The organism is Photobacterium sp. GB-56 (assembly GCF_003026105.1).
Lineage (GTDB): Bacteria > Pseudomonadota > Gammaproteobacteria > Enterobacterales > Vibrionaceae > Photobacterium.
Genome location: NZ_PYNW01000005.1, coordinates 154,126 through 179,975, shown reverse-complemented (window position 1 = coordinate 179,975; position 25,850 = coordinate 154,126). Strand labels below are relative to the sequence as shown.

At 37.9% G+C, this 25,850-nt stretch carries 23 protein-coding genes; 13 read left to right on the top strand and 10 right to left on the bottom strand.

Annotated features, from left to right (window positions below; all coding sequences use genetic code 11):
- Positions 1–67 precede the first annotated feature (67 nt).
- The 3 genes from C9J42_RS09020 (at position 68) to C9J42_RS09010 (ending at position 2,458) form a co-directional block, all read left to right on the top strand.
- Positions 68–988 carry a DUF368 domain-containing protein gene (locus C9J42_RS09020; RefSeq protein WP_107207208.1) on the top strand — a complete coding sequence of 307 codons (921 nt, stop codon included), beginning with the start codon at positions 68–70 and terminating at the stop codon, positions 986–988.
- 173 nt (positions 989–1,161) lie between these two features.
- Complete coding sequence (locus tag C9J42_RS09015; RefSeq protein ID WP_107247189.1) at positions 1,162–1,761, top strand: SCO family protein; 600 nt, start codon at positions 1,162–1,164, stop codon at positions 1,759–1,761.
- Between the two features lie 436 nt (positions 1,762–2,197).
- Complete coding sequence (locus C9J42_RS09010; protein WP_107207210.1) at positions 2,198–2,458, top strand: Lpp/OprI family alanine-zipper lipoprotein; 261 nt, start codon at positions 2,198–2,200, stop codon at positions 2,456–2,458.
- 438 nt (positions 2,459–2,896) lie between these two features.
- On the opposite strand, the gene C9J42_RS09005 is transcribed toward C9J42_RS09010, so the two are convergent.
- The 3 genes from C9J42_RS09005 to C9J42_RS08995 form a co-directional block, all read right to left on the bottom strand.
- The gene (locus C9J42_RS09005; RefSeq protein WP_107247188.1) at positions 2,897–3,799 is read right to left on the bottom strand and encodes a L,D-transpeptidase family protein; all 903 of its coding nucleotides are present in this window, start codon (positions 3,797–3,799) and stop codon (positions 2,897–2,899) included.
- A gap of 326 nt (positions 3,800–4,125) precedes the next feature.
- Complete coding sequence (locus C9J42_RS09000; RefSeq protein ID WP_107262093.1) at positions 4,126–5,259, bottom strand: fatty acid desaturase; 1,134 nt, start codon at positions 5,257–5,259, stop codon at positions 4,126–4,128.
- 93 nt (positions 5,260–5,352) lie between these two features.
- Positions 5,353–5,838, bottom strand: a complete 486-nt coding sequence (locus tag C9J42_RS08995) for a hypothetical protein (RefSeq protein WP_107262095.1) — start codon at positions 5,836–5,838, stop codon at positions 5,353–5,355.
- 147 nt (positions 5,839–5,985) lie between these two features.
- Here C9J42_RS08995 and msrP point away from each other — a divergent pair, with 147 nt between their 5' ends.
- The 5 genes from msrP (at position 5,986) to C9J42_RS08970 (ending at position 10,790) form a co-directional block, all read left to right on the top strand.
- Positions 5,986–6,999 carry a protein-methionine-sulfoxide reductase catalytic subunit MsrP gene (gene msrP / locus C9J42_RS08990; protein WP_107247185.1) on the top strand — a complete coding sequence of 338 codons (1,014 nt, stop codon included), beginning with the start codon at positions 5,986–5,988 and terminating at the stop codon, positions 6,997–6,999.
- A 2-nt stretch (positions 7,000–7,001) separates the two neighbouring features.
- Positions 7,002–7,667, top strand: coding sequence for a protein-methionine-sulfoxide reductase heme-binding subunit MsrQ (gene msrQ / locus C9J42_RS08985; RefSeq protein WP_107247184.1), 666 nt, complete (start codon positions 7,002–7,004; stop codon positions 7,665–7,667).
- Positions 7,668–7,873: 206 nt separating this feature from the next.
- Positions 7,874–8,500: a hypothetical protein gene (locus tag C9J42_RS08980; protein ID WP_233217636.1), complete on the top strand. Its 627-nt coding sequence runs from the start codon at positions 7,874–7,876 to the stop codon at positions 8,498–8,500.
- A 110-nt stretch (positions 8,501–8,610) separates the two neighbouring features.
- Positions 8,611–9,939 carry an MATE family efflux transporter gene (locus tag C9J42_RS08975; RefSeq protein ID WP_107287579.1) on the top strand — a complete coding sequence of 443 codons (1,329 nt, stop codon included), beginning with the start codon at positions 8,611–8,613 and terminating at the stop codon, positions 9,937–9,939.
- Positions 9,940–10,220: 281 nt separating this feature from the next.
- Positions 10,221–10,790 (top strand): outer membrane beta-barrel protein, encoded by a 570-nt coding sequence (locus C9J42_RS08970; RefSeq protein WP_107287580.1) that lies wholly within the window; start codon positions 10,221–10,223, stop codon positions 10,788–10,790.
- Positions 10,791–10,839: 49 nt separating this feature from the next.
- On the opposite strand, the gene C9J42_RS08965 is transcribed toward C9J42_RS08970, so the two are convergent.
- The 5 genes from C9J42_RS08965 to C9J42_RS08945 all read right to left on the bottom strand — a co-directional run bounded on the left by C9J42_RS08965 (position 10,840) and on the right by C9J42_RS08945 (position 15,833).
- Positions 10,840–11,313 (bottom strand): hypothetical protein, encoded by a 474-nt coding sequence (locus tag C9J42_RS08965; protein WP_107287581.1) that lies wholly within the window; start codon positions 11,311–11,313, stop codon positions 10,840–10,842.
- Positions 11,313–12,092 (bottom strand): winged helix-turn-helix domain-containing protein, encoded by a 780-nt coding sequence (locus C9J42_RS08960; protein WP_107287582.1) that lies wholly within the window; start codon positions 12,090–12,092, stop codon positions 11,313–11,315. The genes C9J42_RS08965 and C9J42_RS08960 overlap by 1 nt, the downstream gene beginning before the upstream one ends.
- Positions 12,093–12,241: 149 nt before the next feature.
- On the bottom strand, positions 12,242–13,636 hold the full coding sequence (locus C9J42_RS08955) for a peptide MFS transporter (RefSeq protein WP_107287583.1): 1,395 nt from the start codon (positions 13,634–13,636) through the stop codon (positions 12,242–12,244).
- Positions 13,637–14,043: 407 nt separating this feature from the next.
- The gene (locus C9J42_RS08950) at positions 14,044–15,000 is read right to left on the bottom strand and encodes an electron transfer flavoprotein subunit alpha/FixB family protein (RefSeq protein WP_107287584.1); all 957 of its coding nucleotides are present in this window, start codon (positions 14,998–15,000) and stop codon (positions 14,044–14,046) included.
- Positions 15,000–15,833: an electron transfer flavoprotein subunit beta/FixA family protein gene (locus C9J42_RS08945; RefSeq protein ID WP_107262104.1), complete on the bottom strand. Its 834-nt coding sequence runs from the start codon at positions 15,831–15,833 to the stop codon at positions 15,000–15,002. Before C9J42_RS08945 ends, C9J42_RS08950 begins: the two co-directional genes overlap by 1 nt.
- 131 nt (positions 15,834–15,964) lie before the next feature.
- Here C9J42_RS08945 and C9J42_RS08940 point away from each other — a divergent pair, with 131 nt between their 5' ends.
- The 4 genes from C9J42_RS08940 (at position 15,965) to C9J42_RS08925 (ending at position 22,175) form a co-directional block, all read left to right on the top strand.
- Positions 15,965–17,674, top strand: coding sequence for an electron transfer flavoprotein-ubiquinone oxidoreductase (locus C9J42_RS08940; protein WP_107301908.1), 1,710 nt, complete (start codon positions 15,965–15,967; stop codon positions 17,672–17,674).
- 383 nt (positions 17,675–18,057) lie between these two features.
- Positions 18,058–20,355 (top strand): formate C-acetyltransferase, encoded by a 2,298-nt coding sequence (gene pflB, locus C9J42_RS08935; protein WP_107207221.1) that lies wholly within the window; start codon positions 18,058–18,060, stop codon positions 20,353–20,355.
- A gap of 287 nt (positions 20,356–20,642) precedes the next feature.
- Positions 20,643–21,476, top strand: a complete 834-nt coding sequence (locus C9J42_RS08930; protein WP_107287585.1) for a C13 family peptidase — start codon at positions 20,643–20,645, stop codon at positions 21,474–21,476.
- 285 nt (positions 21,477–21,761) lie between these two features.
- A complete protein-coding gene (locus tag C9J42_RS08925; protein ID WP_107207223.1) occupies positions 21,762–22,175 on the top strand; it encodes a hypothetical protein in 414 nt (137 codons plus the stop codon).
- Positions 22,176–22,330: 155 nt separating this feature from the next.
- Here C9J42_RS08925 and murP read toward each other — a convergent pair whose 3' ends face one another.
- Together murP and murQ are read right to left on the bottom strand one after the other, a co-directional pair.
- Positions 22,331–23,785: a PTS N-acetylmuramic acid transporter subunit IIBC gene (gene murP / locus C9J42_RS08920; protein ID WP_107207224.1), complete on the bottom strand. Its 1,455-nt coding sequence runs from the start codon at positions 23,783–23,785 to the stop codon at positions 22,331–22,333.
- 31 nt (positions 23,786–23,816) lie between these two features.
- Positions 23,817–24,722 carry an N-acetylmuramic acid 6-phosphate etherase gene (gene murQ / locus C9J42_RS08915; RefSeq protein WP_107207225.1) on the bottom strand — a complete coding sequence of 302 codons (906 nt, stop codon included), beginning with the start codon at positions 24,720–24,722 and terminating at the stop codon, positions 23,817–23,819.
- 252 nt (positions 24,723–24,974) lie between these two features.
- Here murQ and C9J42_RS08910 point away from each other — a divergent pair, with 252 nt between their 5' ends.
- Positions 24,975–25,826, top strand: a complete 852-nt coding sequence (locus tag C9J42_RS08910) for an SIS domain-containing protein (protein WP_107301907.1) — start codon at positions 24,975–24,977, stop codon at positions 25,824–25,826.
- Positions 25,827–25,850 lie beyond the last annotated feature (24 nt).

Genomic DNA, 25,850 nt, shown 5'->3' with positions numbered 1-25,850 from the left:
TAGTATCTTTCTCATTACTTATATAATGCACCAAATGTTTTTGGCTATCATAGAGATACATAATCTAATGACTAAACTTTTCACCTTTCTAAAAGGCATGGCTATGGGGGCTGCAGATGTTGTCCCTGGGGTTTCTGGTGGTACTATCGCCTTTATCACTGGTATTTACGACACCTTACTTGAGAGCATCCGTCGTATTAACCCATCGCTTATTGGCATCATTCGAAAAGAAGGGCTTAAAGGCGCATTTGAACATATCAACGGTACATTTTTGATCTGTTTATTCGCCGGTATTCTAACCAGTATTTTTACCTTCGCTAAACTCATTACTTGGATGCTAGAAACACATCCAATTCCATTATGGTCATTTTTCTTTGGTTTGATCATTATCTCTGTTATTCATATGTTCAAACAAGTGGAAAAATGGTCGATTAATCGATTCATTGCCATTGTTATCGGTGCAGTATTTGCTTATGGAATTACCGTCCTTCACCCTGTCGCAATGGAGCCAACACCTATCAATGTACTTATTGCAGGTGCTATTGCAATTTGTGCCATGATTTTACCTGGAATATCTGGAAGCTTTATATTACTCCTGCTAGGTATGTATGCACCGATCCTTGCGGCAGCTAAATCTATTGATGTTGTTACGCTTGGTCTTTTCGCAATAGGTTGTGCTGCAGGGCTATTAACGTTTTCTCACTTCTTATCATGGATTCTTCGTAGCTACCGTGATATTGCACTAACGTTCTTAACTGGTTTAATGATCGGTACATTAAGTAAGATCTGGCCTTGGAAAGAAGTGGTGAGTTGGCGTGTAAATTCACATGGTGAACAAGTACCATTACTTGAACATAACTTATCACCGTTTAACTTCGAGCAAGTCACTGGACAACCCGCACTGATCGGATACGCTATTTGTGCAATGGTTTTAGGTATTCTGGTTGTTTGGGGATTAGAAAAATTTGCAGCAACTGAGCAAAAATAATTTACCTATAACGCTCATTGAAGAAGGCAGCCATCTGGCTGCTTTTTTTATCCTTTCTATATTTTAGAGCAAGGATAAATATACCTCACAAAAGTATTAAACATACCTACACTTATAAGATAGCTAAAAGCATAATCACAGTTGTACGATTAAACTTGTTTAAGGATAAACAAATGAAATACCAATGGGTTATTCTAGCCATCGCATTAATCGCAGGACTAACAACAAGCTATATACTTGATAGCCGCGACCCATCACTCGCTATAGAGCCTCATTACCCTCTAAATTTTCTAGAATCAGGCAACGAGGCCGTTGACCTCTATAATCCCGAAGATCAAAGAATACGTTTAGTTTATTTTGGCTACACACAATGTCCAGATGTATGTCCAACATCATTAGCAGTTATGTCTGCAGCCTTAAAACAAATTCCTGAAGAGCAACGCCAAAACATCTGGCCAATATTTATAACATTAGATCCAGAGCGAGATACTGCAGTAAAAACGGCTAACTATGCAAAACATTTCCATTCATCTATTTCAGGTATGGCAGGAACGCAAGAACAAACGAAGGAACTCGCTGAGAAATACGGTGTACTTTACATACGGACAGATTTAAAAGATTCAGCGCTTGAATATACGATTGATCACAATTCCTATTTTTACTTCTTATTACCTAACGGTGAACTTATTGATAAAGTGCCACACCTTCTTAGCCCTGCACCACTTATTTCCGTAATTCCTAACATCATTAAAAGTGTACCCAATGCATCATAATCATGAACGACACAACAATATATACAACTAAGTTAACATTGAGCGATATTTAGATACGAAATTGATAGTCAAAATCATGTGAACTTACTCTCATTTTCTATTTGCATTTTCGTTCATTAATTCGCCTGTTATATTTCTTTTTTTGTTAATATATTTTTTTTACATAAACCTGACGTTTTAATTTATTTGAAGTCATAAATATAGCGCCAGCCCTTATTACAAGCGGCATTACGCATAGTTAGTCACTAAAACGGTATGAAAATTTAATGTCATAATTGTTTATTTTTTAACCAAAAATTCAGTGTTTACGTGAATTTTTTGATCTAACCGAAAAAAATTAATGAGCAATTTTAAGAAGTTATGCCATAATGAATTTGCCAACTCAATCTTTCACACTCAGTTGTAGTGGCACAATCAATATGGAGATTTATAAAAAATGAAACGTACTGTAACTATCTTAGCTGGTCTTCTACTATCTGCATCTTTAGTAGGTTGTTCAAGCACTGAAGCAGACAAAATGCAAACTCTTACTAACAAAGTAGACACTTTAGCTGAGCAAGTAAGTGCACTACAAGGTCAACAAGACCAAATCGTTAGCGCTGTAAACGACTCTCGTGCAGCATCAGACGCGGCTTACCAAGAAGCAATGCGTGCTAACAAGCGTATCGACAACATTGCTGGTTCTTACACTAAGTAATTTGTCTTAGCTTAAGTACTTTAAGGAGATGGCTTTTTATAAGCCATCTCTTTTTTTGTCATAAGAAAGACCAATAAATACATTCATGGTATCAATCATTCCTCTGTTTAATACTTACCGTTAATTGCCTCTATCAAGTATTCAGCTCCCTATTCTAAGCAGCAAAACTTCCCTTTAACCCGTTTTAATTTGTAACTTAACCTAAGTAGAAGAAACGATCTTACGGTTGATAAGTTAAATTTAAACTCTCTTAATTCGTATACTTATATGCTCTCACCTAATAACAATGAGGGTTCAAAGCTTCTGTCACATATTACATCATCTATTAATACAATTATTCATATGCTTCACCAAATCCACCACCATCGTTATTACACACAATATTTAGATAAAAAAAACGAGAGCATAGGCTCTCGTTTGATATCATTTCAAATATAATTAATTTAAAACAACAGGAATACCACTTTGGTTATCTAATGCCTTGGTGAGTACCTGATAAGCATCATTATCGTAATTCAAGTCATCAATCAATTTCGCAGGTGCCGTTACAACTTTCTTTTCACCCATTTGTGATTCATCTTTCGATAATGGCGCATGTACTTCAACAACGATCTGTCCGTTAGGTTCAACTGAATACTTTACAGGTTGATTAATAATGCGCACTTGTGTGCCTAACGCAACGTGTGGAAATAACCACTCAACATCCCATGGGTTCATACGAATACAGCCACCACTAACACGCATACCAATACCAAAATCTTTATTAGTGCCGTGAATTAGATATTCTCCATGACCATAAGCTAAACGCATTTTATAGTCGCCTAACGGATTATCAGGCCCTGCTGGTACAACTGCGGGAAGAATATCACCTCTTGCGGCATGTTCTTTACGAATAGAAGCAGGCGGTGTCCATGTTGGATTCTTCACTTTTTCATTGATACTTGTTGTCATACTTGGGGTTTCACGTCCAACTCGACCGATACCAATAGGGAAGATATAAACTTTTGATGCATCGTCTTTTGGAAAGTAATACAAACGAAGTTCCGCAAGATTGACTACAATCCCCTTGTGAGCAACATCTGGTAATACAACCTTGGTTGGTACCTCAAGTAAACGTCCAGGAGCAGGAAGAAAAGGATCAATACCTTTATTCGCAGCCATCATACCTAAAAAACCAACATTATACTTATTGGCGATATCAGCAAGACTATCCCCTTTTTGTACTTCGTAATAGTTAGGTGTACCAACGATATTACTACCATCGGTTGGTAATTGATATTCAATTGCATTTACAGCAGAAGATACCAAACAAGTAAGTGAAAGAAGCAATGCGCGGTACAAAACGATGTCTCCGTTAAAAAATTCCTGAGTCTATTTGCAACAAACCCAAACATTTTGTTGCATAGTCAGTATTACTCTCTAATACAAACTATAAACAAATCTCTACAATCCATAGTACTTTATATAAGCAATTTCTACTAGCGAGGGTTATGTTTTAGATTAAGCAGATCATTTTAATCAATCAGTTACATAACTTAACTATGCGAATAATAGTAAAATTAATTATATCTATACTACTATACCGTTTATACAAAAAAAGAGCTGTTAAGTTACGGTAAACTTAACAACTCTTTAATTACTGTTTCAATACTATGGGGTTTAGCAAGCTACGTCGTATATTGTTGCATCAAACCTTTCCATGCACGCCGTTGTTGTTCTAGTCGGGCTTGCATAGATTTATACTGCTGCATAAACTCAAAATCATCATAGCTATTGGCAATTTTTTGCTTCTCAAGATCCAGTAAACGCTTTTTTGCTTGATAATAATCTGAAATTTTAGCAATCAAAGCTTCATACTCTTGCTGAAGCTGCGTTAGCCTTGCGACATTGTTCGGCATCTTACTCAATTGTTGTTGGATTCGTTTAAATTGCATTTTTGCTTTGGTTTTTTCAATTCGGTCAGCAGGCGTAACTTTTAAATTTCTTGTCCAACCTATCCATGAACAGGCCTTAATCAACCATTTAGTTGGGTCAAACTGCCACCAGCAAATACCATTTCGATAGTCATTTTCAAAAATATGGTGATAGTTATGATAACCTTCACCAAAAGTTAAAAAAGCCAATAATCCGTTATCACGTGCGGTATTTCTATCAGTATAAGGCTGAGCCCCCCAAATATGCGCCAATGAATTGATGAAAAAAGTCGTATGATGGCTGAGTACTAATCGGAGAAAGCCAACAAGCAATAGTGCCCCCCAAATATCACCATGAATAAACCCGAAAGCTAATGGAATACCAAAATTGGTACCCATCGCCAGCCATAAATAATATTTATGCTGCCACATTACTATTTTATCTTTTTGTAAATCACGGCAATTGTCGTAGTCATGGTATCGACTCCCTTGGTAATCACGTAACATCCAGCCAATATGGCTATAAAAGAAACCTTTTTTCGCTGAATAAGGATCTTTATCATTGTTATCAACATGGCGGTGATGAATACGATGATCTGAAGACCAATGCAAGATACTATTTTGCAAAGCAAATGCACCGCCAATTGCAAAAATGAAACGGAGCATTGCATTAGCTTGATAAGTTTTATGTGACCATAAACGGTGATATCCCGCCGTAATAGACATACCACAAAAGCTAAATGCTACAACTAACATTAATATTTGTGTCCAATCGAAACCATATTGGTACGCATAAAGCGGAACACCAATTATCGCAACAAGTAACGTCACACTAAACACGGCGACATTTAACCAAAGTACAGGGGGTTTTTGCTGTTGAGTTGTCATCCTATAATCACTCTACATTCAGCGTACACATGTAAGCCAAGAATATATGCGCTATTTACGACTATCAATAGATACGCAGTATTTTCATACGACCTACTTGACTAATGTGATACCTGCCACATCATAACGCGCTGAAATCTGCTTATAGTGTTTATGCTCACGTAGGTAAAAGCTTATTGGCATTGCATCGCGTAGCCCTTGCTTGGATAAATAAGCATATTCTTCACGAGTCATTACCACATACTTCAATTGCTCATTTAATAAATTACGCAAACCTTCAATCGTCAAAATATCATCTCTTACCATGGCTTTCATATAACCAATTAATACAGATAACGGCACTAACATATCTCTAATAAGCAATTTACGATCCATGATCTTCGCAGCATTTGTTGTTCGAATACCTACATCAAAAATTGCTTGCCAATCAGGCTTATCTTGTTTGGTGACGGCACCATGGGTAAAACAGTAATACGCTTCTATAAATGCTTTAAGGTGATGATACCGCTCCGCATGCACTTCAATATAGATATGCTGTAGTTCAAGATCAGCGTCATATGAATGTCTTGCCACCTTCATTCCTCCAAAATAAAAATTCATTATATAGCATCTACTACTCAGACTTCTTACGTACTGTTTATTGAAATTTCAAATAATTTGTATCGTATGAAATTTTTACAGCTTTTATCAGGTCTACTAATTTAAGCCATTTTTGTAGGGAACGTTATGCTAATTAAGAGAACAAACAAATGGGATTTAAGTGAAAATGATGTCACGCCAGAGTCCATTTATCATCAACGCCGCGATATTTTAAAAAAGTTAGGTATTGCAGCAGCAAGTCTTCCGTTAGCTTCTAATGCAACGGCGGGTATTTTTGATGTGTTTTCAAATGACGATCAGAAAACGATCGATAACCGACGTCCACTTTCTACAATAAAATCACCGTTATCTGATCCAAAGCTTTCACTCACACCGGAAAATAAGATCACTCAATATAATAACTTTTATGAGTTTGGTACGGATAAATCATCACCTGCTATTCGGGCTGAAAATTTTGTTACTGATCCATGGCAAGTAAAGATTGACGGCCTTGTTAATAAACCCTTAACGCTTAACTATGATGACTTATTTTCTTTGTTTCCATTAGAAGAGCGCATTTACAGGCTACGTTGTGTTGAAGCATGGTCTATGAATGTTCCGTGGATTGGTTTTAGCTTAAGCGATATTATTAAACGTGCCGATCCGACTAGTCGCGCGAAATATGTCGCGTTTCAGACCCTCTATGATCCAAAGCAAATGCCAGGACAAGCATCTCGCTCATTAGGTGGCGGCATTGATTATCCGTATGTGGAAGGATTACGCCTTGATGAAGCGCTACACCCTCTTACACTCTTGTCTGTTGGGTTATATGGTAAAACTCTCCCGCCACAGAATGGCGCTCCACTTCGTTTAGTCGTACCTTGGAAATATGGCTTCAAAAGCATTAAATCGATTGTACGTATTACGTTAACGGACAAACAGCCACCAACAACATGGAACATCTTAGCATCTGATGAATATGGCTTTTATGCCAATGTAAACCCAACAGTCGATCATCCTCGTTGGAGTCAAGCAAGTGAACGTTTTATAGGAGAAGGGAATATATTCAGTAGTCGACGTCAGCCTACCACCATGTTTAACGGTTATGCGGATGCTGTTGCGAGCTTGTATAAAGGCATGGATCTAAAAAGGAACTACTAATAATGAAATCTCAAAGAAAGAAGCGTTTTTTAAAGCTAACCCCTCAACATATTACTTGGCTGAAAGTAATAATTCATGCCGTTAGCTTATTCTTTCTTACTGTATTAGTTCTCCAAACATTCAATGGTGGTTTTGGTGCTGATCCAGTTAAGGACATTGAACACTTCACAGGAAAAGCGGCATTGAATACATTATTTATTACAATGCTTATTAGTCCAATTGCCATGTATTTAAAACAAGGGGCTTTGGTAAAAACACGGAGAGTATTGGGCTTATATAGCTTTTTTTGGGCATTGCTACACTTGAGTGTTTATGTCTCGCTTGACTTAGGATTTGACTGGTCTTTAGTCGGTGAGGAAATCACTCAACGTCCGTATTTAGCTATTGGTGCAATTAGCTGGCTAATTTTATTATTATTGACTTTGACTTCTACTCAGAAGTTACAACGTATATTAGGAACAAGCTGGCAAAAACTTCATAACTGGGTATACCTTGCTTTATTATTGAGCCCAATTCATTATTTATGGTCTGTCAAATCTGGTATTACTGAACCAGTCATCTATATCGTTATTGCAAGCTTGCTTTTATTAAGTCGCAGAGACAAATTTAAACGTGGATTAACTAACCTTGGTATCAACAGAGATCAGAAAACGACGACATCAAATTAATCCACACAACACCTATTAATTTTAGTGAATGCTTTTCACTGTCTAGTAACCTGTACCTAAATCCCAATTGGTACAGGTCTTTTTTTATCTACTTGTCATTTATTATTAAAACCTCATGAATTACATGACATTGCAAAATTTTATGCTACGATAAACTCCTTGCATCTTTAGTTGTTGTGTCTGTTATTTCATGAAGGTCATTCATTTTGTTCAGTGATATTTTAGCAACGAGCCTTGAGGAATTTGCTCACGATTGCATGTTGCTATGTGAGCAACACTACCCAACGATTCATAGCCGAGGCATGCAAGAAGATCATTTAGCGAAAACACTTTGCCGCCGTATTGCAGCTAATTGTGCCCAACAAAACACACCTGTCAAAATTACCCACACAGATCAAAGCCAACATGCATCGCAAGCTATCTATTGCTTACAGCACGAACATTCATATATCTGGGTGATTGCCCATCACTTCATTAGTGCCAATAAAGCCCGTAGAGATGCATTACTTAATACTATTGAGCAAGTGAAAAACAAGTTTTCTACTCATGGTGAACATTACCTTATGGTGATTGCTGATCATTGGTTCGATCGCAGTAAAGCGAGTAAGGAAATTCCCGCTTGGTGGCTTGGTGAATTACCTGATAATCATCTTGAATATGCTGCAACAGGAATCAAGCTTCAACCCAGTGAGAGCAGTTTTGCTGAGTCGGTAAAACAACGCTTTCATTTAACAAATGGCAGTGTGTCTCTAAAACATCCTTTTGTACGACATGATAATCAATCCCCTGTTTTACGTTATCTATTCTTAACTGCAATTTATAAGATTGACTAACGCCCCATTCCGATTAAAATGCGCCAAATTTTTAATCTAACCGAATAAGTGTAATGCAACTTAAACGGTTTTAGTGTGATATCTCCTATCACCATACACGGAATGTTCTTATGTCTGTCTCATCGTCTCAACCGTTATCATTACGTGACGATTCTATTTTTCGTTTATTTTGGCGTTATACACTTCCAACTATCGCTGCCATGTTGGTCACCGGCATTTATGTGGCTGTCGATGGCATGTTTGTGGGCCACTTTATTGGTGAAGACGGACTTGCAGCGATCATACTTGGCTATCCGATTGGCTCCATTCTTTACGCCATAGGTGCTCTTATTGGTATGGGTGCATCAGCATTAGTTTCGATAAAGCTGGGTGAAGATAAAACAGAGGAAGCGAGAAATATTGTTGGTAACGCATTCAGCTTATGCCTAATTGCTGCACTGATTATTTGTGGATTAGGGGTCACATTTGGCACAGATATACTGCAATGGGTTGGCGCAAAGGGAGAGATCCTATCAATGGCAGAAGATTACCTCTTCTGGTACTTCAGTATGGGTTTCTTTGCCATTATCTCAATGGCCTTTTCGTCACTATTACGTAATGATGGACAACCCAAACGCGTGACTTACATCATGATTTTCGGTGGTCTACTGAATATTTTCTTAGACTGGCTATTTATTGTGGTGATCCCTTGGGGATTAACAGGTGCAGCTATTGCCACAATGCTATCGCAAGCTGCTACTAGTATATTGTGTTTACAGCATTTCTTTAGCAATAAGTCAGTACTACGCATTCATTGGGAAAGCCTCAAACTTAAACTTGATACCTGCTTACAAATATTACAACTCGGTACTTCAAGTTTACTCATGTACATGTACCTATCTGTCGTACTAATTTTGCATAACAAAGCTTTCTTGATGGTCGGTAAACCGATTCATGTTGCTGCCTACAGCATCGTGAGTTATACGGAGGCTTTCTTCTATTTAATTTTCGAAGGCATTGCATTAGGCACACAACCGATCACCAGTTTTAATACAGGTGCAGGTTTAAAAGATCGTGTGATCAAAGCACGAAACCTTGCTTTTGCTGTTACTCTTGTTGTCGCGTTCATTGGCGTCACAATACTTTATAGTTTACCCGATTATGTCGTGTATTTATTCGCGGGTGATAATCAACTGCTTCAACCTGTTGCGATAAACGGTATGCACCTTTATTTTTGGGGATTACCTTTTGAAGGGTTATTACTCATTGGTGCAACCTATTTCCAGTCAATTAACATGGCAAAAGAAGCGTCGATACTAACTGGTGGCAAGTTAATCCTGATCTCTATCTTTATCTTTACGTTCGCGCATATTTTTGGCGTTGACGGTGTATGGGTCGCATTACCTTTTTGTAGCTTACTTCTGACATCATGGATGATATATAAACTCAAAAGCCTTTAATGTCGACAAAGATCGGTAGTGATTGTTAAACATTGCTACCGGTCTATTTAAAACACCACTCAATTAATATAAAGCAATGTATTATTACTTCATTCCTTGAGGAATAATTATAAATACTTCTAAAACAAAAAAGTTAACTTACTGTTTTAATTTGATTTATATTTTATCCGCGTTTCTCCTTGCTATTCCCTTAGCATTTAGGTCATTCCAACTTATTGTAATTAGCAACTTAGGGTGACAAACACTTAGTTTTAAAATTCATACAATAAATAGGATAAAACATGAAAAAGATTATTACTCCATTAGCACTTGTTATTTCAGCATTCGCAGTTACTTCAGCACATGCAGAAATTAAACAAGATTACTTTGTCGGAGCTGATCTTGGTTTACGACTTTCTGGCGCAATGGAAGCAAAGTCAGCTCTTGGAAATAATGATTCGGATTTGGACAATAGCGCGATTTACGGTATTCATGGGGGCGTAACGCTTAATGATCATCATCGCTTAACCTTAGGTTACACTCATGAAGAACTGGCTTTTAAAGACGAAAGTGATTCAACAGGCTTAGATACAGTAAAAGCTAAGTATGATTACGTCTTCAACTTAACTAATAATTTTAATCTTACCGCTGGTGCTAACCTAGGCTACGAAATGGCTGAAGACAACAGCAATCTTGATGGAATGGTATATGGTTTTCAAGCAGGCGCTGAGTATAACTTAAACCATTGGGCATTTGGTGGCGAGCTAGGCTATACACTTCATACTGCTGAGGATGATTCCACTTTTGCTCTATTAAAAACTAGCCTCCAAAACGAAGCAACGCTAATGACAAATGTGACATACCACTTCTAATTCGATCTGATGCTGAACGGCGATATTGCATTTCATATCGCCGTTATTTTTATTGACTAGGGTTACTCTTAACATATAACTGTACATAGTCGTTATCATTAACATGAATAATCACTACATGCTGGTCGTTATATATCATCTTAAAATTTCTATACTTTCCTTGTTGAGAAGTAAATAAAAAATGTGTGTAAGGGGATGCTTTTGTTGCGTTATCCACTTTTGCTTGTTGAAGTAAAGTAAGATCTGATTTCACACGGTAACTACCATTGTAGAAACTATACAAACGCCCTTTCTCTCTAAAAATGGCAGTTTCATCAATACCACTTCCATCAACAAAAACTTCTGCTGTATATTTATTGTTCGTAAAATTAACCTTGGTAAGAATATGCCAATCACCATGTAGTTCAGTGGACTCACGTAGTTCGGAAGAAAAATTATCGTGATTAACAAACTGATTATGGCTAAACCAGAGTGAAGAGCCGAATATACATGCTGAAATAGCAAACAGTAACCACATTTTCATTACTGCTCTCCTTGAGATAAGTTTACTCTTAACCTTTCAACAAGGTTTTTCTCATCAAAAATAAAGCTTTTCCCTTTTGCATTCTTGGGATCAAAGTAAGAAATATTAAAATGGCCTGAAATTTTATCGACGAAAAATAGGCAGTTACACTTCTGCTGCGATAATAAAAAGCTAAGCTTTGGGTTTAACTCCATTCCTTTACGAGTGATAACTGTATGAGAAAATCCGCCACTAGTCAGCTCTGTTACATGATAACCTTCTGCAATAAATTGTTCATTTTTAGAAGGGAGTAAACGTAAAAAATTAAATAACGATCCACCAATTAATAATATCGATAATGTAAGTAATATTTTATTACGCACACTTATTTTCGATTTTATTTTATATTCAGTAGGTTGAAGATTTTCACTTTCATCACTTTTAATTGTAATAGGTTCTTCAATACTCGTTTCGACATTAGCTATAGTTATCACATCGTTAGAAACAAATTTATAGCCTACTCTTGGAATAGTTATTATTAATTCTTCATCCTCGAAAAAAAAGACCAGCGCTTTCCTGAGCTTAGCGATAGATTTCGTTAAAGAAGAATCAGTTACTACAGTATGTTGCCAAGCAAACTCTTTTAAGGTTTCCTTGAACACTGTTTCATTAACCTTGCTTAACAAAATTTCGAGTAACTTAGCTTCTGTGAAGTTCAGTACTTGTTGTTTTTCACCATTACTTAAAACGGCACGGTTAGAGCAAAAAGTTACATTTTTAATTCTATAGTTATTTAGCATCTATAAGCTTACAGCCTTTTTCGATATCATTTATCTAATACCTGCCATATTAATTTTCGAATATCTAACAGTTACTTTTCAAATTATAACAAAAAAGCCCATAGCTATTCCTAACTATGGGCTAAACGAAGAGATGAATCGTTTAAATTTTAATTTGCTTCTGCAAGTGTAGCTTCCGCTTCTTTCATTGCAGTCGTTGGTTGGCCTTCTGCACCGTGCATCCAGTCAACTAACTTTCCTGAGAACACGATAAGAATAAGACCTGATAGCGTTGCAGCAATTGCGATACCACCAAAGATAGATAGCGCACCAGCATCGCCAATATGTGAACCAATAATACCCGCCGCATAGTTCGCTAATGCGTTAAACGAGAACCACACACCCATTAGTAGTGAACATAAGCGTAATGGTGCAAGTTTCGTTACCATCGATAAACCGATTGGTGATAGACATAGTTCACCCAATGTATGGAAGAAATACGCACCTACAAGCCATAGCATTGATGTTTTAACCGTTAAATCACCACCTTGTTCTAACGCTGCTCCCACCATGAATAAAAAGCCAATTGCTAGGAAGAACAATGCTGCTGCAAATTTAATTGGTGAGCTTGGCTCCTTCGAGCCCATTTTTACCCATAATGAAGCAATAACAGGCGCTAACGTAATAATGAAGAACGGGTTAAGTGATTGGAACCACTCTGTTGGTACAGTAAAGCTGCCAATAATACGATCTGTATACTGTTGGGTGTAAATGTTCATCAATCCACCGGCTTGTTCAAAGCCAGCCCAAAAGACAATAACGAACAGACCCATGACCATAATAACTTTTAAGCGATCACGTTCAACTTTTGTTAATGGCTCTTTTTTACCTGACTTGTTTTTAGCTGCATCACGTTTAGCCGCAGCCTCAATACCAATATCGCCCAAATAACGACGTGCAAATAACATTTGAAGCGTTAAACCAATACAGATACCGATACCAGCAGTTGCAAAGCCTGCTTTATAACCCCAGATTGTTACAGCTGTACCTGCAATAATACCAGCAAGTAGCGAACCTAAATTGATACCCATATAGAAAATGGTAAATGCACCATCACGACGGTTATCACCTTCATCATAAAGATCACCAACCATAGTTGAGATATTGGCTTTAAATAAACCATTACCGATGATCATCAACGTTAGGCCAGCATAAAAAACATGCAATGCAGAATCCCCAACAACCGAGTTAGGTAATGCAAGAACAAATTGTGCAGCAGCCATTGCCACACCACCTATCATGACGCAACGGCGTTGTCCTAAAAAGTTATCGGCAATCCAACCACCGATGAGAGGAGTAAGATAGACAAGTCCGGTATAAGTCGCGTAAAGACTTAGCGCATCTTTTGCTGTCCAGCCAAAACCACCGTCCATTGTTTTTGAAGTTAAATAAAGGACAAGAATGGCGCGCATGCCATAAAAGCAAAATCGCTCCCATAGTTCAGTACCAAACAATAAGAACAGCCCCTTAGGGTGTCCTAGTAATGTGCTAGAGTCTCTTCTCATAATTATTCCTTTTAATTCGTTTTTCATTCAGTAAATGAATACTGGCATTACTTATAAGGAATAACTATTCACATATCAAATTAGCACTAAATTGCTATAAGATTTGTTTTTTAATAAGCCTATGATTTTAAAATAGAATAAAAATACAACAACGATAATGAAAAATAATATTTAACTTTAACAGTAGATTAATGAACCACTCAACCATAAATTACTAGTCTTTTAAACCAAAAAGGAAGTGATAATTAGTGAATACCTATAAATATTTCATTTAACTTACAAATATAACAAAAATGCCATCATTTAGAGTGCTTTTTAAACAAGGATCAGTTTCTATAACTTGTATTGCTTAAGAAACATACTCATCCCTTTTAAGATAAAATGTGAAAAATTATTCTCAACGCACCCTATTTACATTTAGATGAAAGCTCAGGGACTAAATCGAATAAATCTCCCACTAAACCGTAATCGGCATAAGAAAATATACTTGCATCAGGATCATTATTAATAGCCACAATCACTTTTGCATCTTTTATCCCAGCAATATGTTGAACTGCACCCGAGATCCCAACAGCAATATAAAGTTCTGGAGCAATAATTTTCCCGGTTTGCCCTACTTGGTAATCGTTAGGTACGAATCCAGCATCCACGGCTGCGCGAGAAGCACCAACCGCACCGTCTAAGGTACCTGCTAATTGCTCAATCAATAAAAATCCATCTTTACTTGCAACACCTCGCCCACCTGCGACCACAACACGTGCTGTAGTAAGATCTGGTCGCTCATGGTTACTCGTTTGCATACTGACAAATCGGGTACGGGTTAATGAATGACTTATCTTTAGCAATTCTTGCTCGGCGGGTTGCTCCGATAACCCACAAGGCTCGAAACTAGCACTGCGAATTGTTGCCACCATAACAGCCTCACAAGACTTAACCTCAACCGTTACGTTACCGGCATAAATAGGACGAACGACTGCATCTAAACCAGTAAATGCCATCACATCGGATAATTGCTCTATACACAACATCGCAGATACTCGCGGCAATAGATCTTTACCTGATGTGCTACTGCTCATAAAAATATGACTATAGTTTGATGCAATATCCTTAATGACCTTAGAGACGTTTTCTGCCAAACCATGCTGATAACAAGCATCATCCACCAATAACACTTTATCAATATCGGCTAACTCTGCTGCCTGCTGTGCAACACATTCACATTGAAAACCAACCACGACAATATGGATACTTAACCCCTTGCTAAAACACTGTAATGAAGCTGCCGCAGTAACAACTTTACGTGTAGCTAACGAAATATTCTGATGATCATGCTCTGCGATAATCAAAATGTTTTCTGTCTTCATTAGATCACCTTTACTTCATGACTTAACTTATCAATAAGTGCATCAACATTGTCGACCATAACCCCAGCTGTCCGTGGTTTTGGCGCGTTATAGTGAAGTATTGTTTGAGACGTTGTCTTTATCAGATTTTCCAGCGATGGGTACTGCACGCTATTTTTTTCAATAAAGTCTTGCAACGAAATAGTCGTTAATGGTTTAGCTTTCGCTTTCATAATATTTGGAAGTGATGCAAATCTGGGTGTATTAAGTCGTAAATCGCAGCTAATCACACAAGGAACTTTAACCGCCAAAGTTTCAAGACCACCATCGACTTCACGAGTCACAATAAGCTCATCTAATATCGAAGGGTTGTCATAGTTAATCTCTGAAGCATAAGTCGCTTGTGGGCAGTCTAATATTCCCGCCAGCATTTGAGGTGTTTGATTGTTATCGCCATCAATAGACTGTTTCCCCATTAACACCACATCACTCTTGTTCTGTATAGTTAATACAGATAACAGCATTGCTATTTTTAGCGGGGTGATATTTGTTACATCGTCACTTTCAGTTTGATTAGTATTGATATGAATAGCGCTATCGGCCCCTAGCGCGAGTGCCGTCCTTAATGATTCATTGCAACTATCATCCCCAATACAAACAACAACGACCTCTGACGCTATCCCTTGTTCTTTAAACTGTACGGCTTGTTCAAGTGCGATTGCACAAAAAGGATTAATGGTTTTCTTCACATTATGATCGTCAATACCACTATTATCATCCTTAACACGGATCGCTACATAAGGATCAATCACGCGCTTAATCGCCACTAATATACGGATTGTAGATTCTGCCATATCACATACCTCTAATAAGAAGTCGTTGATTTAACGGCTAATACAGGAACGCCTTTGTTTCTTTGAGCCTAGTTGAATTTACGTTTACGTCAACTGGACTATAGTTAAATAAAGCAATAAAGGAGTCATCTATGGCAGAGGAAGAAAGTGCTCAAGACAGTATCTCTTTTGATGTTTTAATCGTCGGCGCAGGACCTGCCGGGCTTGCTAGTGCTATCCAACTTGCGCAATTAGCCAAAGAGCATCAGCGACCATTCTCTATTGCTGTAATAGAAAAAAGTGCCGAAATCGGCGGACATATTTTATCTGGCGCCTTATTTGATCCCCACGCACTCAACGAATTATTACCAAACTGGCAAGATACTGATTGCCCAGTCCGTACCAAAGTAAAACATGATGAGTTTTATTGGTTAACCAACTCACAATCAGTATTTTCAATCCCACCTTTATTACGTCCAAAAGTGTTTGAAAATCACGACCATTATATTGTTAGCTTAAGTGAGTTATGCCGTTGGCTAGCAAAACAAGCCGAGCTATTGGGTGTCGAAATCTACCCTGGCTTTTGCGCTGACAAAATACAGTTTGAACACCAAAGGAGTGACAGCGTAACAAGTGATAATGCCGATTTACCCATTTACATGAGCACCGTAAAGGGGATTACAACCAAAGCAATGGGATTAGACAAACAAGGTCACAAAAAAGAAAACTATCAACCCAGTATGCTGATTAATGCGCGTTACACTATTTTTGCCGAAGGTAGTCGAGGACATTTAGGAAAAGCGCTAATAAAACAACTTAAGCTCGATAAGCACAAACAACCGCAACATTACGCATTAGGGATAAAAGAAATTTGGCAGGTTCCCAAGCAACAGCATCAACAAGGCAGAGTGATCCATAGTTTGGGCTGGCCACTAAGCGAATCAAGTTCAACGGGTGGCGCTTTTATGTACCACCTTGGTGATAACCATATCGCAGTAGGGCTTATTACCGACTTAAACTACCGTAACCCTTACCTTAGCCCGTTTGATGAATTTCAACGGCTAAAGCATCACCCTCTATTTGCGCAAGTTCTTCAAAACGGAAAACGAATTGAATACGGTGCAAGAGCGATTACCAAAGGGGGGTTAGCCTCCCTACCCAAACAGTCATTCCAAGGCGGTGTATTAATAGGCTGTGATGCTGGTACCCTGAATATGAACAAATTAAAAGGCTGCCACACCGCGATGAAATCCGGGATGTTAGCGGCAAGCGCGGTATACAGTGAGTTAATTCGTGATCATTCCCATACCGAGCCTTGCTATAACGCTCTTTTTGAAAGTAGCTGGCTGTATGATGAACTTCATCAAGCGAGAAATACCACTGCAAATATCCATAAATTCGGTCAACTGAGTGGCGCTATTGCAACCTATTTAGAGCAAAGTCTATTTAGTGGTCGTGCAAAATGGCAGCTTAATAACAATGTGCCAGATCATACTTGCCTACTGCCTATATCAAAAGCAAACAAGATAAATTACCCGAAACCTGATAACCAATTAAGCTTTGATAAAACCTCTTCACTCTATCTTGCTTCTATTAGCCATCCTGACGATCAACCTTGTCACCTTCAATTACAAGATCCTCAAATACCAATAAGCCAACATCTAAAAGCGTTTGATGAACCTAGCCAACGTTACTGCCCTGCAGGTGTTTATGAAGTTATTGAAGAAAATAACCAAGTGAAATTTCAAATCAATGCAAGTAACTGTTTGCAATGCAAAGCCTGCGATATAAAAGATCCTTCTCAGAACATTTCTTGGACGCCACCAGAAAGCGGATCAGGGCCTAATTATAGAAAAATGTAATAAGTCTAAACTTTTTTTGAATTAAAGTTCTTAAACACAACAAAATGCTTCTAACATCATATTGATACAAATAAACGTATAACACATTGTTTATTAATACATATATCTATCTATACATCATGTATTATTCACATGTATGCATTCAATGCATTTAAAAAATGAAAACCATTCATTTTACTCATAGCCTTATAAATCATAGTATTTATCTCAAGCCAAGAAGCAGTTAAGACAGCGAAATGACGACTGTTGAATAATAAAAAATAGGCTTCCAAAGCAGTGAATTAAATCAGCCGATCGTGCTCAACACACATCAGATTTTAAGTTTATGGTGAGTCAGTTTCATCATAACGCATTCGCATATATCACCTATTGAGGTAAACATTATGACAATCCCTACTACAGAAATGTTAGAAGCGTGGAAAGGTTTTAGCGCAGGTAACTGGCAGCAAGAAGTTAACACTCGTGACTTCATCCAGACTAACTACACGCCTTATGAAGGGGATGAGTCTTTCCTAGCCGATGTTACAGAAACAACAACATCACTATGGAATACCGTTCTAGAAGGTATTAAAGAAGAAAGCCGCACTCACGCGCCGGTTGATTTCGATACTGATTTACCATCAACAATTACTTCTCACGATGCAGGCTACATCAATAAAGATCTCGAAAAAATCGTAGGTCTACAAACTGATAAACCACTTAAGCGTTCAATCATCGCTAACGGTGGTATTCGCATGGTGAAAAACTCGTGTGAAGTATACGGTCGCAAACTGGATGAAAGTGTAGAGAAGATCTTCACTGACTACCGTAAAACACACAACAAAGCATGTTTCGACCTATACACTAAAGAAATCCTAGCATGTCGTAAATCTGGTATTATCACAGGTCTTCCAGATGCTTACGGTCGTGGTCGTATCATTGGTGACTACCGTCGTCTAGCGCTATACGGTATTGATTTTCTAAAAGCTGACAAGCAAGAACAATACAAGTCAACTCAAGCATTCCTAGAGCAAGGCCATGATCTAGAAAAAACACTTCGCCTACGTGAGGAGTTAGCAGATCAAGTTCAAGCACTAGAAGACATCCGTCAAATGGGCTTGAAATACGGCATCGATATGTCTGCACCTGCTCGCACAGCACAAGAAGCGATTCAGTTCACTTACTTTGGCTACCTAGCAGCGGTTAAATCTCAAAACGGCGCAGCAATGTCACTAGGTCGTACATCAACATTCCTTGATGTATTTATCGAGCGTGATATTCAAAACGGCTTGATCAACGAGCAAGAAGCGCAAGAGATGATCGACCACTTCATCATGAAGCTACGTATGGTTCGTTTCTTACGTACACCTGAGTACGATTCACTGTTCTCTGGCGACCCAATCTGGGCAACAGAAGCAATGGCTGGTATGGGTGTTGACGGTCGTACTTTAGTAACGAAGAGCACATTCCGTTACCTACACACACTACACACAATGGGTCCTGCACCAGAGCCAAACATGACTATTCTTTGGTCTGAGCAACTCCCTATTGCCTTTAAAAAGTACGCAGCGAAAGTATCGATTGAAACATCATCTGTTCAATACGAAAACGATGATCTAATGCGTCCTGATTTCAACAACGATGACTACGCAATCGCATGTTGTGTAAGCCCACAAGTTGTTGGTAAACACATGCAGTTCTTTGGTGCACGCGCTAACCTTGCAAAAGGTCTGCTATACACTATTAACGGCGGTATTGATGAAAAATCTAAAGCCCAAGTTGGCCCACAAGTAGCAAAAATTGAAGATGAAGTATTAGACTTTGATTCACTAATGCCACGCTTTGATTCAATGTTAGATTGGTTAGCAACACAATACGTGACAGCACTGAACATCATCCACTACTCTCACGACCGTTACAGCTACGAAGCATCACTAATGGCATTAATGGATCGCGATGTACGCCGTACTATGGCATGTGGTATTGCAGGTCTTTCTGTTGTTGCTGATTCATTATCAGCAATTAAATTTGCGAAAGTAACACCAGTACGTGACGAAGATGGCGTAGCAATCGATTTTAACATCGAAGGTGACTACCCTAAATTCGGTAACAACGATCCACGTGTTGATGATATCGCTTGCGACCTTGTTGAGCGCTTCATGAAGAAAATTCAGAAAATGCACATGTACCGTGAAGCAATTCCAACACAGTCAATCTTAACCATCACATCAAACGTTGTGTACGGTAAGAAAACAGGTAATACCCCTTGTGGTCGTCGTGCTGGTATGCCATTTGGCCCAGGTGCAAACCCAATGCACGGTCGTGATGAAAACGGTGCGGTTGCATCACTAACATCTGTATCTAAACTCCCATTTGCTTACGCGAAAGACGGTATCTCATACACCTTCTCTATCGTGCCAAATGCATTAGGTAAAGATGAAGAAACACAGAAACAAAACCTTGCAGCACTAATGGATGGTTACTTCCACCACGAAGCAGCAGGCACAACAGATGGCATTGAAGGTGGTCAACACCTAAACGTGAACGTATTAAACCGTGACATGTTACTTGATGCTGTTGAGCACCCAGAGAAATACCCACAGCTAACAATTCGTGTTTCTGGTTACGCAGTGCGTTTCAACTCACTGACTCGTGAACAACAACAAGATGTAATTAGCCGTACCTTTACTAATAAGATTTAATAAATAGCTACTACATTGGTAATATCCGACTAACTACCTAGGTATTACCATTTTGTCGCCATAGTTCCCTACCTAACTATGGCGGCTTTTTTATTCATTATTTACAGAAAATATAATCGTGAAACCTACTCTTTCAGCTTCTTAATTAACAAAGTTTTTATACTTACAATGTAAATAAATTACAAATGAGGTTGTGAAGCCACTCGATAAACTGTATTTATTGCTCTAATTTAAGTCTTCAGTTTTGTATAAAGAATTATCAATGACTAAAAAGATCAATAAAGAACATGTTAAATGCAACCATTCAGCCCATTACTTCTGTTCCTAAATTAATACTTATCGCACTTTCTTTCGCAATTCTTTCAGGCTGTGCGTCGAAGGAACTTCTGCTAGCTCAACCATCTTTAGTTGAACAGCAAACTTCAAAATTGTTACCACAACGCCCAAATAAAACAGACTTATATTTTGTAGGTTTTGCTGCAGACTCTAGTCAGAACGTATTTAGTAAAGAAGTTAAATATGCACAACAGTTATTTGATAACAAATTTGATACCAAAGGACGCTCTGTCACATTGATTAATCACTCATCAACTATCAATGAAGCTCCGATGGCTACACTATCGAATCTTGATAATGTATTAAAAGATATTGGTAATACTATCGACAAAAATGAAGATATTGTTTTTCTTTTTCTTACTGGACATGGTTCTTTTGAAAAAGGCTTACACTCTAAATTTTGGCCGCACCATAAAGAGTTAATAACACCTAAAGATCTTAAAAAATCCCTCGTTGAGTCAAAAATAAAGTGGAAAGTTGTCGTGGTTTCATCGTGTTTCTCAGGACAATTCGCTAATGAAATTGCAGGTTTACATACTTTAGTTATTACCGCGAGCAATCCAAGCCAACCATCATTTGGTTGTACCAACACCTCTGAATTTACCTATTTTGGTGAAGCTTTCTTTAAAGAACAGCTTGCACAAAATGCTTCATTTATAATGGCCTTCATCGCGGCAAAAGCCAGAATCACAGTTAAAGAAAATAAAATGGGATTCGAGAATTCACAGCCAATGATGATTACGTCAAAACCCATTATCGATAAGTTAAAAGAAATATCTCAATAATATTATTATTTCAAACTATATCGTTCTCTGGAGTAACAAACGACAAAGCGGAGCCTTTTGCTCCGCTTTATTGCACAAGTGTTGGTAAACTTTTTTATAATTAACTTTTCAGATCGTAATAATAAGTCTTAAAGCTCCAAAAATTTTATATCGTTAATTTAACAAATTATTACACTTATCACATTCAGAATATTTCCCATACATAAAAGTAAATTTTTACTTGATAATGCTTAATGTTAAATACTACTATTTTATTCTTAATTAGTAAGTCAAACAGGAAGTATCATGTCTAAAATAATTCTTAGCTCTATTTTTTTGATGATTACATTGACAGGATGTCAAACATTAAGTATATCTCTTCCAGAATCTGAATATCAAGGAAATCTACCTCCGCAAATTAAGAATGAAATAGCAAAAAGTGTTAATGATACTGAAATTGAGGGTATGAGAGGCGCTACAGCTAAAGTATATTTTGATAGTGAAAAATCACTAATGACTATTGCATACATGTTACGAAACCCACACTGGCAATGGACAATATATAAATCAGATGTAGAAAAAGACTCCTTTCCTTACTTATGTGAAAAATACGGCTATGAGATACACAATGGACTTGGTATACGTTATTGGTTTTCAGGATCTGGTGGCTTTACAACTGACACTGTAACAAAAGAAGTTTGTAATTCATTATCTAGCTAATGATTCTTTATTATATAAAAAATTTAATTTTTATGAGCGGTAAGTTAAACCATAAATATATCACTTTTAAAAACTCAACTTACCCTGAAAACGGTGCACTTTGCACCGTTTTTTATTTACTTCATCTTTTATACTAAGAAGCCTTCCTTATCATTTTAACTTAAATCGACATTTTTCGTACCAAAGAACCATGTTGCGACAAAACCTACGATATAAGCAATCAGCAAACCAATGGTAAAAATGGCCATACCTGCAAAGATACCAGAACTTGAGGTCATTAACGGTAAAGCAACAATACCAGATGGACCAAATACTGTATTTAAACCAATCGGTAATCCCAGATACGATACTAACCCAATAAAGAAACCACCCGCAGAGCCCCCCACACATGCAGTAACAAAAGGTTTAACCCGCGGTAATGTCACACCATAGATAAGCGGCTCGCCGATACCTAATAATCCCGGAATGATCGCCCCTTTTACCTGCAGACGTAACAAAGATTCTTTTTTCGCTTTAGCATATAAAGCCAGTGCTGCACCTACTTGCCCTGCTCCTGCCATGGCTAAAATCGGGAAAAGTGAGTTAAATCCTTGTGCGTCCATAAGAGCAAAGTAAACCGGAACAAAACCTTGGTGAATACCAAACATCACTGAGATTAAGAATAAACCGGCTAAGATCGCACTACCGAATGGATTACCATTTAAGTTGATAAATAACCATGACATCCCCTTAAATAGCTCACCACCAATTGGCATGATAATCACAAAGGTAACAGCGCCCATAATCAACAAGGTGATCATAGAAGTTAAGATCATATCTAAATTATCTGGAATATATTGGCGGACTTTTTTCTCAACGCCTGCACCAATAATGGCAGCAATCAGAACCCCAATAATATTGCCTCGTGGATCGATACCATTGCCGAAAAAGTCGTTCATTCCAGAGAAAATGCCAGACGTTGCATCTGGGTTATAACCAAGTACAAACAGTGACGCTAAAATCGCACCGTTTACCCCTGAACCACCAAACGCTTGCTGCGCATTGTAGCCAATAAGGATACTTAAGAAGCTAAATAAACCTTTACTGAAAACTTTCATATACGCAATTAAATCAAGTAAATGCGCATTAGGCGAGGCCTGCCCTATAACAAAAAGTTGTTCCAGCAAGGTCGCGATACCGAGTAATAAACCTGCAGCAATGAAACCGGGGATTAAAGGCGTAAATATAGTTGCAAACTTGCTTAGAAAGCGTTGTGCTGCACTGGTTTGTTTTTTCTTTAATTGCTGTTTATGTGCAGAAGCCACATCTTTTAGGTCGGAATGTGTTTTTGGAGAAGTTTTCTCCTCACCTTGCTCGTTCTCAAGCATACTATTCATCATTTCAGCTGCAGTTTGTGCTTTGCCCGGTCCTAACACAATCTGAAATTGATCGTCACTTTCAACTAACCCCATCACGCCTGCAATACGTTTGATTGAGTCACGATCAGCTAAGCTGTCATCTCGTAGTGTAAGACGTAATCGCGTCATGCAATTACCGCATTTAATAACGTTTTCGTTACCGCCGATTGCAGTGAGTATCTCTTGCATCATTGAAGCAGTTACTTTGGCCATCTTATGATCCTCGATATAACCGATTGTTTTATTATTTTTGGTCTAAAAGTGCATGACGAATAAAGCCATGATGCTTACCGAGTTTTGCAGTCGCCAACTCAGCATCAATATCAAGTAAAATCATAAGGATTGCGGTTTTACAATGGTTATTACACTGCGCAAGTGCCTCCGCTGCTTGTAATTCACTGCACCCTGTCGCTTCAACTACAATATTTTTTTGACGTTGGATAAGTTTGGCGTTGGTTGCTTCAACATCAACCATTAAGTTTCCAAAGACTTTCCCAGTACGGATCATTGCCCCTGTGGTTAACATATTTAGTACTAATTTCTGTGCAGTACCGGCCTTCATTCTTGAAGAGCCCGTTACCACTTCAGGCCCAACAATGGGGGTTAATGAAATATCTGCTATCTGCGTCATTGGACTATTCGCATTGCAACTTAAGGTAGCAACGGTTGCACCGATACTTTTTGCGTAATTCATTGCACCTAAGACATACGGCGTACGTCCGCTTGCAGCAATGCCAACAAGCACATCTTTTTCATTAAAACCAATCTGTTGTAAGTCACTTGCACCTAATTCAACATTATCTTCTGCATTTTCAACCGCCTTTAAAATCGCTGTATGACCACCAGCAATTAAGCCAACCACCAAATCGGGATTAGAACCGTATGTAGGAGGACATTCACTGGCATCCAAAATACCTAATCGACCTGATGTACCCGCACCGGTATAAATCAAACGTCCACCAGATTGGAAAGCATTAGCGATAAGATCAACAACCTTGGCAATTTCAGGAATAATGGCTTCTACTGCAAGTGCCACTTTCTTGTCTTCTTGATTGATAACTTTCAACATCTCAACCGTTGATAGCATATCGATGTTTTCACTATCTTTATTTCGGCTTTCTGTCACTAAGGTTGTTAGATCAATTTTCATTATCTGCTCTCTTCACTTGGAGGTTTTGTTGAGAGGCATCATATAGAATAAAAAATTCATTTAAGTGATAGTTATCACAACTAAAATTATTCATTTTGTGCCAAAATTAGAGAATAAATACGAGTCACAACTCTTTTAAACATTCTAAAGAATATAAAAATAACTTATTTATTCAGATAGTTAATTCCATTCAGGTTAAATGAATAATGTTTAGGTCTCGTTGAATAATTAATTCAATAAAATTAGGGAAATATGAGTATTTTAGAGCGAATGCAAAACCAAAGAAGTAGCTTATCGAGTAATGGAGTAAAGATATTAGACTTTATTCTTGAAGACCCAGCTTCGTTAAGTGCCTATGTCAGCCAAGATATAGCGAAAAAGGTAGGTGTTTCACAATCTGGTGTGATCAAATTTGCTCAACGGCTTGGTTTTAAGGGGTTTACAGCACTAAAACTTGCCATAATTGAAGATCTTGCTCAACAAAATGCCATTCTAGAACCCAAAAGACCTATTCATAACAAGATCCATAGCGATGATTCTTCAATAACGATTGCACAAAAGTTAATACAAGAGAAAACACACGCTATGATTGCGACAACCAACGCTATCAACTTTTCAGAATTTGAAGCTATCGTAAAACGGCTAAATCAAGCGCATCGCATACAAATTGTAGGCATTGGGGGTTCAGCATTAACCGCCAAAGATCTCACTTTTAAGCTGTTAAAATTAGGTATTACTGCACTCACTGAACAAGATACACATGTGCAAATCGCAACAGCGAATACATTAACGAAAAACGACATACTCATCGCTATTTCATTTTCAGGAAAACGGCGTGAGATAATAATGGCAGCACAATCAGCTTACGACAAAGGCGCGACAGTCATTGCGTTAACAAATATAAAAAAGAGCCCCTTACGGCAATTAGCCCACTATACGATTGACACTATTGCCGATGAAAAACAATTTCGAAGCTCTTCAATTTCTTCGCGAACCTCACAGAATGTTATCACTGATCTCCTTTTTATGGCCTTATTACAGCTGAAAAGCGATGATGCAAAACTACTTTTAAGTGATATATCATCAGTCATTGATAGAATTTAGCTTAATAATTACCAATACAACATT